Origin of the sequence: Corynebacterium sp. c3Ub_189, from assembly GCF_039907195.1 — a bacterium.
GTDB lineage: Bacteria > Actinomycetota > Actinomycetes > Mycobacteriales > Mycobacteriaceae > Corynebacterium.
Genome location: NZ_JASBOF010000008.1, coordinates 25,535 through 40,356 on the forward strand (window position 1 = coordinate 25,535; position 14,822 = coordinate 40,356).

The 14,822-nt window shown below is 62.7% G+C and carries 14 protein-coding genes; 8 read left to right on the forward strand and 6 right to left on the reverse strand.

Annotated features, from left to right (window positions below):
• Positions 1-26: 26 nt before the first annotated feature.
• The 3 genes from QKD99_RS05370 to QKD99_RS05380 all read right to left on the reverse strand — a co-directional run bounded on the left by QKD99_RS05370 (position 27) and on the right by QKD99_RS05380 (position 2,588).
• Entirely contained in the window at positions 27-1,259 is a 1,233-nt protein-coding gene (locus QKD99_RS05370; protein WP_347950908.1) for an MFS transporter, read from the reverse strand.
• Entirely contained in the window at positions 1,256-1,900 is a 645-nt protein-coding gene (locus tag QKD99_RS05375; protein ID WP_347950909.1) for a GntR family transcriptional regulator, read from the reverse strand. Before QKD99_RS05375 ends, QKD99_RS05370 begins: the two co-directional genes overlap by 4 nt.
• A gap of 64 nt (positions 1,901-1,964) precedes the next feature.
• The gene (locus tag QKD99_RS05380; protein ID WP_347950910.1) at positions 1,965-2,588 is read right to left on the reverse strand and encodes a metallophosphoesterase; all 624 of its coding nucleotides are present in this window, start codon (positions 2,586-2,588) and stop codon (positions 1,965-1,967) included.
• 411 nt (positions 2,589-2,999) lie between these two features.
• On the opposite strand from QKD99_RS05380, the gene QKD99_RS05385 reads away from it, so the two are divergent.
• Positions 3,000-4,388 (forward strand): DNA polymerase IV, encoded by a 1,389-nt coding sequence (locus QKD99_RS05385; RefSeq protein WP_284867632.1) that lies wholly within the window; start codon positions 3,000-3,002, stop codon positions 4,386-4,388.
• On the opposite strand, the gene QKD99_RS05390 is transcribed toward QKD99_RS05385, so the two are convergent.
• Positions 4,385-5,278, reverse strand: coding sequence for an asparaginase (locus tag QKD99_RS05390; protein WP_284867633.1), 894 nt, complete (start codon positions 5,276-5,278; stop codon positions 4,385-4,387). The genes QKD99_RS05385 and QKD99_RS05390 overlap by 4 nt on opposite strands.
• Before the next feature lie 108 nt (positions 5,279-5,386).
• Between QKD99_RS05390 and QKD99_RS05395 the strand changes: the two genes are divergently transcribed.
• A complete protein-coding gene (locus tag QKD99_RS05395) occupies positions 5,387-6,037 on the forward strand; it encodes a hypothetical protein (RefSeq protein WP_284768556.1) in 651 nt (216 codons plus the stop codon).
• Here the strand turns inward: QKD99_RS05395 and QKD99_RS05400 are convergent, their stop codons facing one another.
• Positions 6,038-6,979, reverse strand: a complete 942-nt coding sequence (locus QKD99_RS05400; protein WP_347950911.1) for a hypothetical protein — start codon at positions 6,977-6,979, stop codon at positions 6,038-6,040.
• A 32-nt stretch (positions 6,980-7,011) separates the two neighbouring features.
• On the opposite strand from QKD99_RS05400, the gene lspA reads away from it, so the two are divergent.
• From lspA to QKD99_RS05425, 5 genes are read left to right on the forward strand one after another with little or no spacing between them, the layout of a single operon-like run.
• A complete protein-coding gene (gene lspA, locus QKD99_RS05405) occupies positions 7,012-7,512 on the forward strand; it encodes a signal peptidase II (protein WP_347950944.1) in 501 nt (166 codons plus the stop codon).
• Positions 7,505-8,431, forward strand: coding sequence for an RluA family pseudouridine synthase (locus QKD99_RS05410; protein ID WP_239278933.1), 927 nt, complete (start codon positions 7,505-7,507; stop codon positions 8,429-8,431). The genes lspA and QKD99_RS05410 overlap by 8 nt, the downstream gene beginning before the upstream one ends.
• Positions 8,428-8,964 (forward strand): hypothetical protein, encoded by a 537-nt coding sequence (locus tag QKD99_RS05415; RefSeq protein WP_284765780.1) that lies wholly within the window; start codon positions 8,428-8,430, stop codon positions 8,962-8,964. Before QKD99_RS05410 ends, QKD99_RS05415 begins: the two co-directional genes overlap by 4 nt.
• Positions 8,965-9,024: 60 nt before the next feature.
• A complete protein-coding gene (locus QKD99_RS05420; RefSeq protein WP_347950912.1) occupies positions 9,025-10,068 on the forward strand; it encodes an HNH endonuclease signature motif containing protein in 1,044 nt (347 codons plus the stop codon).
• Positions 10,069-10,077: 9 nt separating this feature from the next.
• Positions 10,078-10,347: a permease gene (locus tag QKD99_RS05425; protein ID WP_347950913.1), complete on the forward strand. Its 270-nt coding sequence runs from the start codon at positions 10,078-10,080 to the stop codon at positions 10,345-10,347.
• On the opposite strand, the gene rarD is transcribed toward QKD99_RS05425, so the two are convergent.
• On the reverse strand, positions 10,334-11,185 hold the full coding sequence (gene rarD / locus QKD99_RS05430) for an EamA family transporter RarD (protein ID WP_347950914.1): 852 nt from the start codon (positions 11,183-11,185) through the stop codon (positions 10,334-10,336). The two genes, QKD99_RS05425 and rarD, sit on opposite strands and share 14 nt — an antisense overlap.
• A gap of 45 nt (positions 11,186-11,230) precedes the next feature.
• Here rarD and dnaE point away from each other — a divergent pair, with 45 nt between their 5' ends.
• Entirely contained in the window at positions 11,231-14,803 is a 3,573-nt protein-coding gene (gene dnaE, locus QKD99_RS05435; RefSeq protein WP_347950915.1) for a DNA polymerase III subunit alpha, read from the forward strand.
• Positions 14,804-14,822: the final 19 nt, after the last annotated feature.

A 14,822-nucleotide genomic window follows, 5' to 3' on the forward strand; every position in this document is an offset into this window, starting at 1 on the left:
GGGCAATTTTTTATGAGTGATAGGACTTAACGGACCGGGCCAGGCAGGTGGGCGCGCCAGCCGAGGACCACGTTAATGAGGCAGCACAGTGCGAGCACGGCGCCAATGAGGAATAGGGTGGTAAAGCCGAGCAGCGGCGCGAGTGCGCTGAAGGCCATGGGGATAAAGAAGCCGGTATAGGACACCGAGTAGTAGACGGCGGTGAGGCCGGCGAGTTCTTCGGCGCGGGCGATGCGTTGGACCTCGGAGAGACCGGCGACAAGGGCGAGGCCGTAGCCTGCGCCCATGACCGCTGCGCCGGCGATTCCGAGCGGCAGGGAGCGAGTATGGGAGGCAACCGCGCCGAGGATGGTGCCCACAGTGATAACCCCCATGGCAACTGCGGAAGCGCGGGCGGAGCGGCTGGTATCGATGACCTTGCCGAGCATCTGGATGCCGACGCCGCAGCCCAAGGTGATAACGGTCATCAGGCCCGAGAAAGCGATGGGGGCATCGCCGGCGGACTCGGACAAAAGCTGGGGCAGGAGGGCATAGGCGGCGCCAGCGCAGCCGAAGACCCACGGTGCGACCGGCAGGACAATGCGCACGAAGCGGCGGTGTGCTGCGGAGGGGATGTGTAGCATGCGCAGCATGTCGCGGATGCTTAAGTCAAGGAAGGTGTCTTTTACCGTAGCGCCCCGCGGCGGGCGGGTTTCCGGGGTCTTCATCAGCCAGATGGCGGTGGCAACCGTGAGGAGGATGTGCAGGATATACGCCAAGTGGGTGGGCCACGGACCCCATTGGGCCAGTACCGATGCGAGGCCGGCGCCGATGAGGAAACCTAAGGTCAGGCACAGGGAGGCGTGGCGCGGCCCGGCAGCTGGATCGCCGCCAGCGCGGGTGATGAGCTCTGCCACCCATGTGGAGCCGACAGCCATGACGATGCCCAAAGCCAAGCCGCACATGATGCGGCCCACGGCGATGACGAGCGGCTCGTTCGGCGCGATGGATAAGAGGAAAGAACCCAACAGTGACAGCGGTGCGGCAGGCAGCATAGTGGGGCGGCGGCCAATGTAGTCCGAAAGCGGGCCAGAAATGAGCAACGCCGGCACGATGCCGAGCACATAGGCGGCCAAGAGGCCATTGACGGTGACCTGCGAGAAGTGCGACTCCTCGCGGTACATAACTAGGAGAGGGGTGAACTCATTGCCGCCCCACGCGACAGCGACCATGCTGCCAGCGACGGGAAACCATGAGTGTTTGGCAAACTTTTCGGTCATAGTTGATTCCTCGAGTTGGTTAGGTGGGTGTCCAATGCGGAAAGGTAGGCGTCGAGGTCGCCGGTGCGGAGGGCATCGGCAAGCGTGCGGTGCTGATCCACGAAGGTGCGGGCGCGGGCTACGTTGCGGCCAATGGCTGTAGCGGTAAAACGCTGCTGGCGTTCGCGCAGCTGGTGTCCCAGCCCAGCCAGCAGGGTATTGGTACCGCCATCCATGATGATCTGGTGGAAACGCGCATCAAGATGCGCATAGGCATGCAGGTCTGCGCCATCCAACGCAGCGTCTTGTTCCGTGATGGTCGCGTCTAGCTGATCAGCGATGTCCGCGCGCTCGGTGTCAGGCATGGCGCAGATTTTCTCAGCGCAGTGCCTATCTACGAGCAAGCGTGCTTCATAGACCTCGCGGATTTCTTGCGGGCTGATCGGCACGATGAGCGCACCCCGCCTGGGGTAGAGCTGTAGAAAGCCTTCGACCTCTAGGCGCAGGAACGCCTCGTGCATTGGGGTGCGGCTAATTCCCATTTCGGTAGCCAGGGAGGCCTCGGAAAGCATCTGCGAGGGATCGAAGGAGCCGTCGATGATCTTCTCTTTGACGAAGTCATAGGCGCGCTCCGCGGCGGGCTGCATTCGTTCATTGGACATGCATCCATCTTGCATGCAAGCTTGCGTGCAAGCAAGAATATGAGGGTATTTGTGGGGAACGAATCTAGTTAGGCAAACGTGTGACGTGGCACGTATCAGGGTCGAAGAGTAAGCCGTGGCCCATGCCGACCCAGCCGATGAAGGGCGCGTCGGCAAGCGTGTGCGGGGTGTGGACGTGCCCAAGGATCCAGGCATCGGCCTCGCAGGCCTGTATCTCAGCCACGGACAGCGGCAGGCAGGTGCCTTTAGAAAACTCACCGGTGACGGAAGAATGTAGGAGGCCGAGGACGGGGCCGTCGCTGCGGCGGGGAGGAAACTGGAGGCGGCGCGGGTCCGGATCGGTGGCCACCGCTGCGGTTAGAACCGTGGTGTTTCCTATATGAAAGGTATGCACCTGCGTGCCGTGGACCGTGACCTCGGGCGGGAAGTCCAGGCTGTGGTGGGTATCGTGGTTGCCGGAAATGAAGTGGACTTCGTTGAACAGGGTGACAGCATGGGCCATAATGGCGCGGACCTGAGGCACGAACTCGGCCGAGTCCGCGTTGCGGTCAATGATATCGCCCAAGCACACGCACGCCGTGGCCCCACTATTGGCGGCAACCTCGAGTGCTTGCAGGGCCCAGTCCAAGCCGGGGGCGCCGGGGAGACCTAAGTGGAGATCTGAAAAGACGAAGATGCTAGCGGGCATGTGCGGCCTTTCGGGTGTACTGCCAGGCAGGTGGGAAATACGTATTACGGAAATAGTTTGCGCGGGGCTGTGGCTGTTCGTTTGGGGGTGGTGCACCTCCTTTGGTCGCTCGGCGAATCTGCGATTTTTAAGCTTGCGGACTCCATCCCAAAGACAGTCGTGGTTTCCCGCGGGGTCAATCTGGCAACGCACTGTAGGGCGGCGCGGTCGATGTGCCCCCCGAGGCAGGCAGCATGAAGTAAGGGGGCTTTGTGTGCTCAGGCTTACCGGTTGGACGAGGTGTCCTTGAACAACGTAAATGTATGACGTTGCATGCGAGTGGCGATGAGATGGAAAGAAATAAAAGCTTTAATTAACGGTGCACAAACACCCAGGAGTGCGCCCGTGAGCGCGCCTATTAAACTGGGCCGCATGCAACGCTGGGTTTTACATATCGACATGGACGCGTTTTTCGCCTCCGTCGAGCAGCTGACCCGGCCTACGCTGCAGGGACGTCCCGTTTTGGTGGGAGGCACCAGTGGGCGCGGCGTGGTGGCCGGCGCCTCCTATGAGGCGCGCGAGTACGGCGCGCATTCGGCCATGCCGATGTATCGCGCGCAGCAGCTTGTTGGACTTCGCGCGGTGGTAGTGCAGCCGCGCCGGGCGGTGTATGCGGCGGCCTCGCGGCGCGTCTTCGGCATCATCGCGCAACACGTGGAGGTTATCGAGCAGCTTTCCATCGATGAGGCTTTTATGGAACCCGCCGCCCTCGAAGGAGCGACCGCGGAGGAGGTCAAGCGCTGGGCGAATGAGCTGCGCGCGCTCATTCGGGAGGAGACGGGGCTGCCGTGCTCCATTGGGGCAGGATCGGGCAAACAATTTGCCAAGATTGGATCGGGCGAAGCGAAGCCTGATGGCACCTTTGTTATCCCAGCGGAGCGCCAGCTAGATATGCTGCATCCCCTCGCGGTGAACAAGCTGTGGGGAGTTGGCCCGGTGACTGGTGCGAAGCTCAAGTCCATCGGCGTAGAAACCATTGGGCAGCTAGCGGCGATGACGCGTAAGGAAGTAGAGATTTCCATCGGCAGTGTGGTGGGGCTGCAGCTGTGGCAGCTGGCCCGCGGCATTGATGACCGCGAGGTGGCGCCGCGTGCTATCTCTAAGCAGATTTCTACCGAGCACACCTACCCGAAAGACCTGCAGACCGCCCCTGAGGTCGATGCAGCCATCACTCGCGCGGCGGAGGGCGCTCACCGCCGGCTGCTTAAGGATGGCCGCGGCGCGCGCACCGTAACGGTGAAGCTGCGCATGGCGGATTTTCATATCGAATCGCGTTCGACCACCTTGCCCTACGCGACTGACGACGCCGCCGTGCTCACCGCTGCCGCCTTCAAGCTTGCCCGCTACCCCGATGAGCTGGGGCCCATCCGCTTGGTGGGGGTGAGCTATTCCGGGCTAGAGGCCGCTCGCCAAGACGTGCTTTTTCCGGAGCTCGACCGCGAGATCGTGCGCCCTGCACCGGCAGATACGGACTATGAGACTGGGGTGAGCGACGACGCAACGCCGACCATTCCAGCGCCTACGGTGACGGTGGAAGAAGAAACCGATAACCAGTGGCACGCCACGCAGGATGTTTTCCACGCCGATTACGGACACGGCTGGATTCAAGGCGCCGGCCACGGGGTGGTGAGCGTGCGCTTTGAAACCCGCGCCACGGGTCCCGGGCGCACCAAATCCTTCGCGGCTAATGATCCCGCGCTCGTGCCAGCAGACCCGCTCGACTCACTGGATTGGCAGGACTGGCTGACCAGCGAGGACTAGCCCTCCTGAGCAAAAAGCTCTGCCGGATCGGTGCCGGTGGCTAGCGCCGCCGCGAGCAGGATTCGGGCTTGGCTCGGGCGGAACCATCCGGCGTTGATGGCGCCACGCTTCCCCAGGCTCGCGCCACCGCCGTCGCCACCGTAAGCCAGCGCCGTCGGGCCATAGGGTGTGCGGGTAGAAATGATGACGGGGAGGCCGGCGTGGAGGGCGTCGGCAAGCGCGCGGCCCATCTCCTCGCCCATATTGCCCGAGCCCATGGCCTCCACAATGAGGCCAGAGGTGGGGGAGTTTACGGCGGCGTCGACCAGCAGGCGCCCCGCTCCCGGATAGGCGGGGATGATCTCGATATGCTGCGGCGCCAGCGGGGCAGGATTCAAACGCGGGGTGGTGCCAGGAACGGGCAGCGACTCAAACCCGCGCAGGTCACTGGTGTGTCGCTTGCGCGCACCGCGCGCCGGGATGGTCTCCCCGCCAAAGCAGAGGAAAACCCCAGGGCGCCCGCTGGCCGCAAGCTCGCGGGCAGCGCGCAGATTGGTGGGGCCGTCGGCCGCGGGGTGATCGTAAGCGCGCTGCGCGCCTGTAAGCACGATGGGTTTTGCCCCTCCACAGAAAATCTCCAACGCCAACGCGGTTTCCTCCATGGAGTCGGTGCCATGGGTGATGATCACGCCACCGATGTCCTCGTGCGCGGTGTGCTCATTGACCACCGCAATGAGCTCATCGAGGTCCGCCAAAGTAATAGAGGAGGAGTCGAGCTGGCGAAACTCCACTACCTCGGCGTCGATTTCAGCGGCAAGGTCTGCGCCGGAGATGGTGGGAACCAGGGAACCATCGGCCACGGTGGTGCACGCGATCGTGCCGCCGGTGGCTATCAAAGCAAGTCGGGTCATGTACTCAAGGTTAAAGAAATCTCCGCCCACGCGGCGGGCGCAGCCCGGAAAAAGCTGGTGCAGCTGTAAACTGATGGGAGTTTAGAACCCAGACGTGAGGAGTTAGAAGTGAAATTCCGCAAGTTTAGCGCCGCGTGCCTCGCACTGACCGCGGCCACCGCCCTGGCCGCCTGCTCTTCCGACGACGAGCAGGACGATACCGCCAGCACCAACACCGAGGCTCAGGAATCTGCCTCTTCTGACGGCGATTCCGCTGCCCCAGCGCTGCCGTCCCCGGCAGATCTCAACGCCATCTTGGCCAAGGCCACGGATCCGAACGCTTCTGAGCAGGAAAAGACCGCCACCGTGCAGGGCGGCGAGACCGCACCGGAAATCTTTGACACCATGGCACAGTCCAAGGCGGAATCCGGTGCCGAGTTCGAGGTCGTCGATCCTGTGCTTCCGGGCTATGACCCGCAGTCCGTGCTGACCACCGTGAACTTCACCACCGCTGACGGCCAGCAGCAGACCGCTGACCAGGTGGAGTTCGTCTACGAAGATGGTACCTGGAAGCTTTCCAAGGCCTGGGCTTGCACGCTCATCCAAAACACCGTGCCGCCAGAGCAGGTTCCGGAGATGTGCGCGGATACCGGCGCCGGTGCCTCTGCACCCGCCCCGGCACCGGCCGAGGGCGATGCAGCTCCTGCCGAAGGCGACGCCCCCGCGGCCGGCGCCGAGCAGGCGCCAGCTGAGGCTCCTGTAGAAGCCCCGGCCGAGTAACTAGGAAAAGTTCAGCTCCGTCAGGCTCGACTGCACCACGCGCAGCTCCGAGCCGGCGGCGCCATAAATGACCTTCGTGTCGAAAGACACGTTACCGCCCACGGGCAGCGGCTTGCTCAGGTCTACCGTGATGTTGCCCTTGGATTGGGTGCTGGAGTCCACAACCTTGAGCTCCTTGTCCTCCAACTCCGTGCCCTGGGCCTGACCCTCAAAGGACAGTGCGCCTAGCGACGGCCGCTGTTCTACCTCCACGTTGAGCTTGACCTGGTCGCCCTCGATGGAAGCGACCGTATAGCGCGTGGTCTGCAGCAGGGTGGACTCGCCGGTAACGCGCGAATCCACCGTCCAGCTCGCTCCCGTGCCTACCTCCTCGGTGGGGAAAACCACGGGTAGGGCCGTCAGCTTCATAATTGCCTGTTCGACAGAGCCACGGGCTTCATCCGTGGCCTCCTGGGGTGCGGCAAGGCGCAAGGAATTCATCTGGCCATTGTCTTGGCCACGCCAGCCAAATTGGAATCCCTCGGCCGAAGAGACGTCGGTGTCGCCAGAAGTTTCCGGCGCACCGGCAGTGACAAAGGCATTGCGGGTGGCGGGCAGCTGATCTTCGACATCCTCGCTGGCCTTATCTACCTTGGCCGATAGCGGCAGGGTAGTGGTGGTGGATTCGACGTCGGAAGCCCGAAACTTCTCGGCCGCTGACTTTTTGAGCAGGTCCTGCGAAAAACCCTCGGTAACGCGGTAGTTCACGTCCTGCGTGGAGTCGATATCGCGGTATTCCAGGAGCTTTTTCTCCCCGGTGCCGGGATTGTCCACGGTGACGCGTGGGGCGTCGATAGTCAGGCCAACGGGCTGTTCTACCGCGGGTCCAGGCTTTTCATAGGAACACGCCGTAAGCGCTACGGCGGCTGTGGTCAGGGCTGCAAAAACTTTGACTCGAAACACGCTTACCAAAATACCGGACGCTCCCGTTTAGAATAGAGCGGGTGAGTCAAAAACGAAGGAGCAAGACAGGACTTATCGCCGCGGTTGTCATCGCCGTGGCGCTGGTGGACCAAGCCGTGAAGCAAGTAATGCTCTCCATCCTTACGGAGGGCGAGCCCCTGCCGGTCATAGGGGACTGGTTTCGGTTTACCCTGCTTTTTAACCCTGGCGCCGCCTTTTCCATGGGCGGGGAGGGATCGACGTGGCTTTTTACCACCATTCAGCTGGTCTTTGTGCTCGGCGTGGCCGTTGCCGCCCCGCGCATTACCCACTCCGGCCAGGCGGTGGGTCTAGCGCTCATCGCCGGTGGCGCGTTGGGTAATTTCGCTGACCGCATCTTCCGTGCCCCCGGCTTCTGGTTTGGCCACGTGGTGGACTATATTTCGGTCGGCTCTTTCGCCGTGTTCAATATTGCGGACGCGGCCATTACCTGCGGCGTGGTGCTGTTCATCATCGCCATGGTGCTGGAGGAAAGGAAGGCCGAGCATGAATAGGCAGATGCGCAGCTTCCCCATTCCTGAAGGCCTAGAAGGCATGCGTGCCGACGCCGCCCTGGCCAAGCTTCTCGGCCTTTCCCGGAGCGCCACCGCGCAGCTGTGCGCCGAGGGCAACGTGACCATCGATTCCCAGGAGCTGGGCAAGTCCGAGCGGTTGACCTCCGGCAACGTGGTCTCGGTGCTTTTGCCGGAGCCAGAAAAGCCGTTGCTGCCGCGCGAAGAGCTGGTCGAGGGCATGGACGTGCTCTACAGCGATGCCGATATTATCTGCGTGCATAAGCCGGTGGGCGTGGCCGCGCACCCCAGTGTGGGCTGGGACGGGCCGACGGTGATTGGCGGGCTGCGCGCGGCCGGTTATACAGTCGCTTCGTCCGGGCCGACCGAGCGCCAGGGCATCGTGCACCGCCTCGATGTGGGCACGTCTGGCGTGATGGTCGTGGCTTCCTCGGAGCGCGCTTATTCCGCGCTCAAGCATGCTTTTAAGTACCGCAGCGTAAAAAAGACCTACCACGCCGTGGTGCAGGGCCTGCCGGATCCCATCGAGGGCACCGTCGATGCGCCTATCGGCCGTCACCCCAAGTCGGGCTGGAAATTCGCCGTGCTTGACGACGGCAAAGCGGCCGTCACCCATTACAGCCTCATCGAGGCCTTCCGCGAGGCCAGCCTCATCGAGGTGCACCTAGAGACCGGCCGCACCCACCAGATCCGCGTGCACATGTCCGCCACCGGCCACCCGTGCGTGGGCGATCCGATGTACGGCTCGGATCCGAACCTAGCTAAGCGCCTTGGGCTTAAGCGCCAGTGGCTGCACGCGGTAAAACTCGGCTTTACTCACCCCGGCACCGGCAAGTGGTTCGAGATTGAAGCGCCGTACCCGGCCGATCTCGAGCACGCCTTGGAGGTTCTGCGGGGATGAGGAAGGTCTACCGGCGGCGTCGGCTAGCGGCCTTGGCGGTGCTTGCGGTGCTTTTCCTCGCCGCGCTCGCGCTTTTTGGCGCCCTAGGGACCCAGGCTTCTTCGCAGGTGCAAGGAGACCAGCTCGGCCCGGATGGTGAATCGCGAGCGGAGTATATTGCGCGCGTGTCCGGCAGCGACATTCCAGACGCGCCTGCCTACGCCCTTGTCACCTTCGACGAGGACCTGCCGCCCGTAGCCGCCGCGGCCGCCGTTGCCGCAGCGCCGCGCATGGACGCCATCCTTATCGGTTCCACCGCCCCCATCGACGTGCCCGAACCCACCGCCGGTGAGGATCGCGCCGCTGTCATCCAGCGCGCTTTCGACCGCATCGATGCCTCCTATGGCCAGCGTCCCACCGCGGTGAGCGCGGCAGTGGTGTGGGGGTCGGGCGCCCAGCTTGCCGACGTCGCCTCCACCCCCTCCGTCGCCGCCGTCGAACCCGCACCCGCGGACGCCGCCTGGGGCAGCTTCGCCATCCGCCCTCCCAGCTAATATCGCCCTCCTAGGCCCTATGGCGCGCGGTGGCCGCCCAGCGCTTTTAGCATCTAGGGCATGGAACACATTCGGGCCTATATAGCGGCACTCAACTCGGCGATGGATATCCTCGCCGAGGCTGCCGATGCCTCCGCCGCGGACCTTACCGCAGCGGGCATGCCCGATGCTGCAGCAGAATCCATATCGCAGCTCGCGCAGGTCTACTTCGGGACCACCAACTTTCGCCGCCGCCAACGACGTGCGGTGGACGGGGCCCGCCGCAACCGGCATTCGCTGCCGACGCTGGAGGTCATCGAAAAGCATGCCCGGCGCGCGCCCACCCAAGCCCGCGCCTGGGCCCTGCGCGCCGAGCTCACCCATATTGCGTGCGATACGCAGGAGATGGAAAGGCGTGCCCGCAAGAAGCTGCGTGAGATGCGCGCGCCGCGCGAACCCAAGCCGGGGGTGCGTTTGCGGCGCCGCGCCGCCGGAAAGCCGTGGACTCTGTCTATCACTGGCCCTTCTGCGCTGATTGCAGAACTTCACCAGCATGCCGGCTCGCTTGCCGACGTCGCCTCCTTCTTCCGCACCGGCACCAGTGCCGCCACCTCCACCGTGCGCACCAACGTTGTGGTGCCGCTGGATAAGTTGGTTGGCGTGGCCCATGGCAGCGACGATGTAGTGCTGACCATGACCAATGGCGCGCAGATTACGGGTGCCGAACTGGCCCAGCGCGCGCTAGCCGAGGAGGGATTTGTCACCCTGCTCCACCCCGTAGAGGGCCCAGTGAACCTGTACCGCATGCGCCGTGGGGCTACCTGGAAGCAGTTCATGATGGCCGCGGCGGAAAATCCCACGTGCCCGGTGAAGGGCTGCCATAAGCCTGCCGATGAGTGCCAGGTCCACCACATTTTCAGTTGGGCCGGCGGGGGATGGACCAATGCGAAGAACCTCACCACCGCCTGTGCTTACCACAATGGCCGCAATGATGACCATCGCACCGGCCCGCCGCGCAACGGCCGCTTCGAGCGCACGGCCCGCGGCGTGCGCTGGGTCAACCCCTGGGATCCGCCCCCACCGGACCTCGTCGATACTGGGCCCACGAATACGACCACCGCGTAGGCTAGACCCATGTCCTCACAGCAGCCCTTTTCGCAGTGGATGCCCAACTACAAGTTTGCCTATATCGCCGCGTGGGTCGCGGTGGTAGTTTCCGGCATCGCGCTTCTTATCAGCCTAGTCACCGGCGGCTCCTCGATGACGCTGGTGTTTTCCGGGATCGTATGTGCCTATGGCATCTTTCTCGTCGTGGTAATGCCGCGCTGGGCGCTGCGAGCAGAAGAGGAACAGGCGGCGCGTCGCCGTGCCCGCGCCGCCCGCGAGGAACTTAAGCGCTCCTAGCCATGCGCACCAAGTCGGCGACGTAAATCGCCACCGCCACGCCGATGATGCCGAAGCCGATCCAGCGGTGCGTCGAAAAGTGCTCGTGGGTGACAAAGAGCGCCCACAGCATCTGCATGATGGGGGTGAGGTATTGGAGCATGCCGATCGTCGATAAGCGCAGCGTCCGTGCGCCCTCTGCAAAGCAGAGTAGCGGCAGCGCGGTAATCAAGCCGGCGCTGACTAAAAGCAGCGCGTGGCCGACGCCCTCGCTGGCGAACGTGCCCTGGCCGCTTGTTTCTAGCCACAGGATGTATCCCACCGCCAACGGTGACATCACGAGCGCCTCCGCTGCGACCGAGACGGCCGAGGACACCCGAACCTGCTTTTTGAGCAGCCCATAAAAGCCGAAGCTGAACGCCAGCAGCAGCGAAATGTATGGCGCCTGGCCGGTAAAGAACGTCAAATACAGCACCGCGATGGCCGCAACGCCCACCGCGCCGGCTTGCCACGGCCGCAGCCGCTCTTTCAAAAACACCATGCCGAGGGCGACCGACACCAAGGGATTGATGAAATACCCCAGCGCCGCATCGGCCACGTGGTTGCTATTAATCGCCACCACGTAGGTGCCCCAATTGACCGTGATGAATACACCTGCGGCCGCAAGCCAACCCCACGTGCGCTTGTCCATGCGCACCATTTCGCGCCACCGGCCGCCGAGGAGCAAAAATCCGGTGACTAAAACCGCGGTCCACAACACGCGGTGAGCCAAGATTTCTAGCGGCGATGCCGGCAGCAACAGAGGGAAGAATGCGGGGAAAAATCCCCACATGATGTAGGCGGCGAGAGTGTAGAGCATCACAAAATAATAGCCCATTTTGACCGCCCCGCTATGATGAGCCGCATGGCCAAAAACTCCTCCTTCGTCCACCTGCACAACCACACCGAGTTTTCCATGCTGGACGGCATGGCCAAGGTCGATATGCTGGCAGACGAGGTGGTCCGCCAAGAAATGCCGGCCGTCGGCATGACCGACCACGGCAATATGTATGGCTCTGATGCCTTCTACCGCCGCATGACCGGCGCCGGCGTCAAGCCCATCATCGGCATCGAGGCGTATATGGCGCCCGAATCCCGCTTCAACAAAAAGCGCGTGCTGTGGGGCACGCCGGACCAAAAGCGCGACGACGTCTCCGCGTCCGGTGCCTACCTCCACCAAACGATGATTGCGGAGAATGCCACCGGCCTGCGCAACCTCTTTACCTTGTCCTCGCTGGCTTCCTACGAAGGCCAGTTGGGCAAGTGGCCGCGCATGGACGCCGAGCTCATCGCCGAGCATGCCGACGGCATCATCGCCACCACCGGTTGCCCTTCTGGCGACGTCCAGACCCGCCTGCGCCTCGGCCAGTTCAACGAGGCGCTGGAGGCCGCGGCCATGTGGCAGGACATCTACGGCAAGGACAACTTCTTTTTGGAGTTGATGGACCATGGGCTGGACATCGAAAAGCGCACGCGCGATGGCCTGCTAGAAATCGGACGCAAGCTGGACTTGCCGCCGCTGGTGACCAATGACTGCCATTACGTGTTGGAGTCCCAGGCGCCTGCGCACGAGGCGATGCTGTGCGTGCAGACTGGCAAAACTTTCATGGACCCGGACCGCTTCAAGTTCGGCGGCACCGGCTACTACATTAAGTCGGCCGCGCAGATGCGCGAGACCTGGGACGATATGATTCCAGACGGCTGCGATAACACCCTGTGGATTGCCGAGCGCGTGCAAGACTACGGCGAAATCTGGGAAGAACACACCCACGATCGCATGCCTATTGCCGACGTCCCCGAGGGTCACACCCCAACCTCCTGGCTCACCCATGAGGTGATGGAGGGCCTGCAAGCGCGCTTCCCCGGCCGTGATGTTCCGGAGGAGTATATCGAGCGCGCCAAGTATGAGATCTCTGTTATCGAGATGAAAGGCTACCCGTCCTACTTCCTCATCGTGGCCGAGCTCATTAAGCATGCGCGCTCCGTGGGTATTCGTGTGGGGCCGGGCCGTGGCTCGGCGGCCGGCGCGCTCGTCGCCTACGCGCTGACCATTACCAATATCGACCCGCTGGAACACGATCTCCTCTTCGAGCGATTCTTGAACCCAGAGCGCCCGTCCGCACCCGATATCGATATCGACTTCGATGACCGCCGTCGCGGCGAAATGATTACCTATGCGGCCGAGCGCTGGGGTGAGGACAAGGTGGCGCAGGTGATTACCTTCGGCACGGTGAAGACCAAGCAGGCCATTAAGGACTCGGCCAAGGTGCACTTTGGCCAGCCCGGCTTCCAGATGGCCGACCGCATCAACGGCGCGCTGCCGCCTGCCATCATGGCCAAGGACATTCCACTCAAGGGCATCACGGACCCGGACCACGAGCGCTACTCCGAGGCCGCCGAGGTCCGCCAGATGGTGGAATCCGACCCAGATGTGAAGAAGATTTATGACACGGCGCGGGGTTTGGAGGGCGTCGTCAGGCAGGCGGGCGTGCACGCCTGTGCGGTGATTATGGCTTCGGTTCGCCTCATGGACCACATCCCTATGTGGAAGCGCCCGGCCGACGGCGCTTATATCACCGGCTGGGATTACCCGGCGTGCGAGGCCATCGGTCTGCTGAAGATGGACTTTTTGGGCCTGCGTAACCTCACCGTTATCGGCGATGCGATTGAAAACATCAAGCGCAACCGCGGCGAAGAAATCCACCTGGAGCAGCTGCATGCTGACGACCCCAAGGTCTCCAAGGTCTATGACCTGCTCTCGCGCGGCGATACGCTGGGTGTTTTCCAGCTCGACTCCGGCGGAATGCAGGAGCTTCTCAAGCGCATGAAGCCGACCGGCTTTAAGGATATTGTGGCCTCCCTTGCGCTCTACCGCCCGGGCCCGATGGGCGTGAACGCCCACTGGGACTACGCGGACCGCAAGAACGGCCGTAAGGAAATCACTCCAATTCACCCGGAGTTGGAAGAGCCGCTCAAGGAAATCCTGGATGAGACCTACGGCCTCATCGTCTACCAGGAGCAGATCATGCGTATCTCGCAAAAGGTCGCCAACTACACGGCCGGCGAGGCAGATGGTTTCCGTAAGGCGATGGGTAAGAAGAAGCCGGAAGTGCTGGCGCAGCAGTACGACAAGTTCTGGGGCGGTATGCAAGAAAACGGCTACTCCAAGTCCGCCATGGATGCGCTGTGGGGCACCATCGAGCCCTTCGCGTCCTACGCGTTTAATAAGTCCCACGCCGCGGGCTACGGCTTGGTGTCCTTCTGGACGGCCTACCTCAAGGCCTACTATGCGCCGGAGTACATGGCCGCGCTGTTGACCTCGGTGGGCGATAAAAAGGATAAGTCCGCTATTTACCTGTCGGACTGCCGACACCTGGGCATCAAGGTGCTGCCGCCGTCCGTCAATGAGTCCGAAGAGGACTTCCAGGCGGTGGGAGAGGATATCCGCTTCGGCATGGGTGCTATCCGCAACGTTGGCTCGGAAGTGGTGGAATCCATCATCAAATCCCGCCACGACAAGGGCGCGTTTACCTCCTTTAGCGATTATCTGGACAAGATCGAGCTCGCCGCCTGCACCAAGCGCGTGACAGAAGCGCTCATTAAGGCCGGTGCCTTCGATGACTTGAACCACCCGCGCAAGGGTCTCATGCTCATCCACGAGGACGCGGTGGATGCGGTGCAAACCACCAAGAAGGCCGCGGATAAGGGACAGTTCGATCTCTTCGCTGGAATTGGCGGGGGAGAGGACGATGCGGCCTCGAGCGCCTTTGCCTTGGATATTCCAGAAGACAACTGGGATCGCAAACACGAACTTGCCCTCGAGCGCGAGATGCTGGGCCTTTACGTTTCCGGCCACCCGCTCGATGGCTTCGAGGAGGCGCTGGCCGCGCAGACGGATACCCCACTGACCAAGATCCTCAACGACGAGGTCCATAACGGCCAAGAGCTCATTATCGGTGGCATTATTTCGGGCGTGGACCGCCGCTTCTCTAAGCGCGATGGTTCGCCGTGGGCCATTGTCACGGTGGAAGACCACAACGGCGCGCAGGTGGAAATCTTGGTCTTCAACAAGGTGTACTCGCTCGTCGCCCCGCAGATTGTGGAGGACAATATCATCCTCGCGCGCGTGAACGTCAAGGTGCGCGATGAGCGTCGCTCCCTGTTCTGCTCTGATATCCGCGTCCCAGACCTCGGTCCTGGCGGTGGCGCCGGTCTGCCGCTGCGCCTGACTTTGCGCACGGATCAGTGCACCATGGAAAACATTGCCCGGCTCAAGCAGGTCCTGCTCAAAAACCAGGGCGAGTCAGACGTGTACCTCGAGCTTGTCGACGGCTCCGAGTCCACCACCATGATCCTCGGCGACCACCTGCGCGTGGAGCGATCCGGCAACCTCATGGGCGACCTCAAGGCCACAATGGGCGCGGGCATTTTAGGCTGAATTTAAACTCGGCGGAGGC

Coding starts and splice junctions, on each gene's coding strand:
- QKD99_RS05370 (WP_347950908.1), bottom strand. CDS start 1,259: ATGACCGAAAAGTTTGCCAAACACTCATGGTTTCCCGTCGCTGGCAGC.
- QKD99_RS05375 (WP_347950909.1), bottom strand. CDS start 1,900: ATGTCCAATGAACGAATGCAGCCCGCCGCGGAGCGCGCCTATGACTTC.
- QKD99_RS05380 (WP_347950910.1), bottom strand. CDS start 2,588: ATGCCCGCTAGCATCTTCGTCTTTTCAGATCTCCACTTAGGTCTCCCC.
- QKD99_RS05385 (WP_284867632.1), top strand. CDS start 3,000: ATGCAACGCTGGGTTTTACATATCGACATGGACGCGTTTTTCGCCTCC.
- QKD99_RS05390 (WP_284867633.1), bottom strand. CDS start 5,278: ATGACCCGACTTGCTTTGATAGCCACCGGCGGCACGATCGCGTGCACC.
- QKD99_RS05410 (WP_239278933.1), top strand. CDS start 7,505: ATGAATAGGCAGATGCGCAGCTTCCCCATTCCTGAAGGCCTAGAAGGC.
- QKD99_RS05415 (WP_284765780.1), top strand. CDS start 8,428: ATGAGGAAGGTCTACCGGCGGCGTCGGCTAGCGGCCTTGGCGGTGCTT.
- QKD99_RS05420 (WP_347950912.1), top strand. CDS start 9,025: ATGGAACACATTCGGGCCTATATAGCGGCACTCAACTCGGCGATGGAT.
- QKD99_RS05425 (WP_347950913.1), top strand. CDS start 10,078: ATGTCCTCACAGCAGCCCTTTTCGCAGTGGATGCCCAACTACAAGTTT.
- rarD (WP_347950914.1), bottom strand. CDS start 11,185: ATGCTCTACACTCTCGCCGCCTACATCATGTGGGGATTTTTCCCCGCA.
- dnaE (WP_347950915.1), top strand. CDS start 11,231: ATGGCCAAAAACTCCTCCTTCGTCCACCTGCACAACCACACCGAGTTT.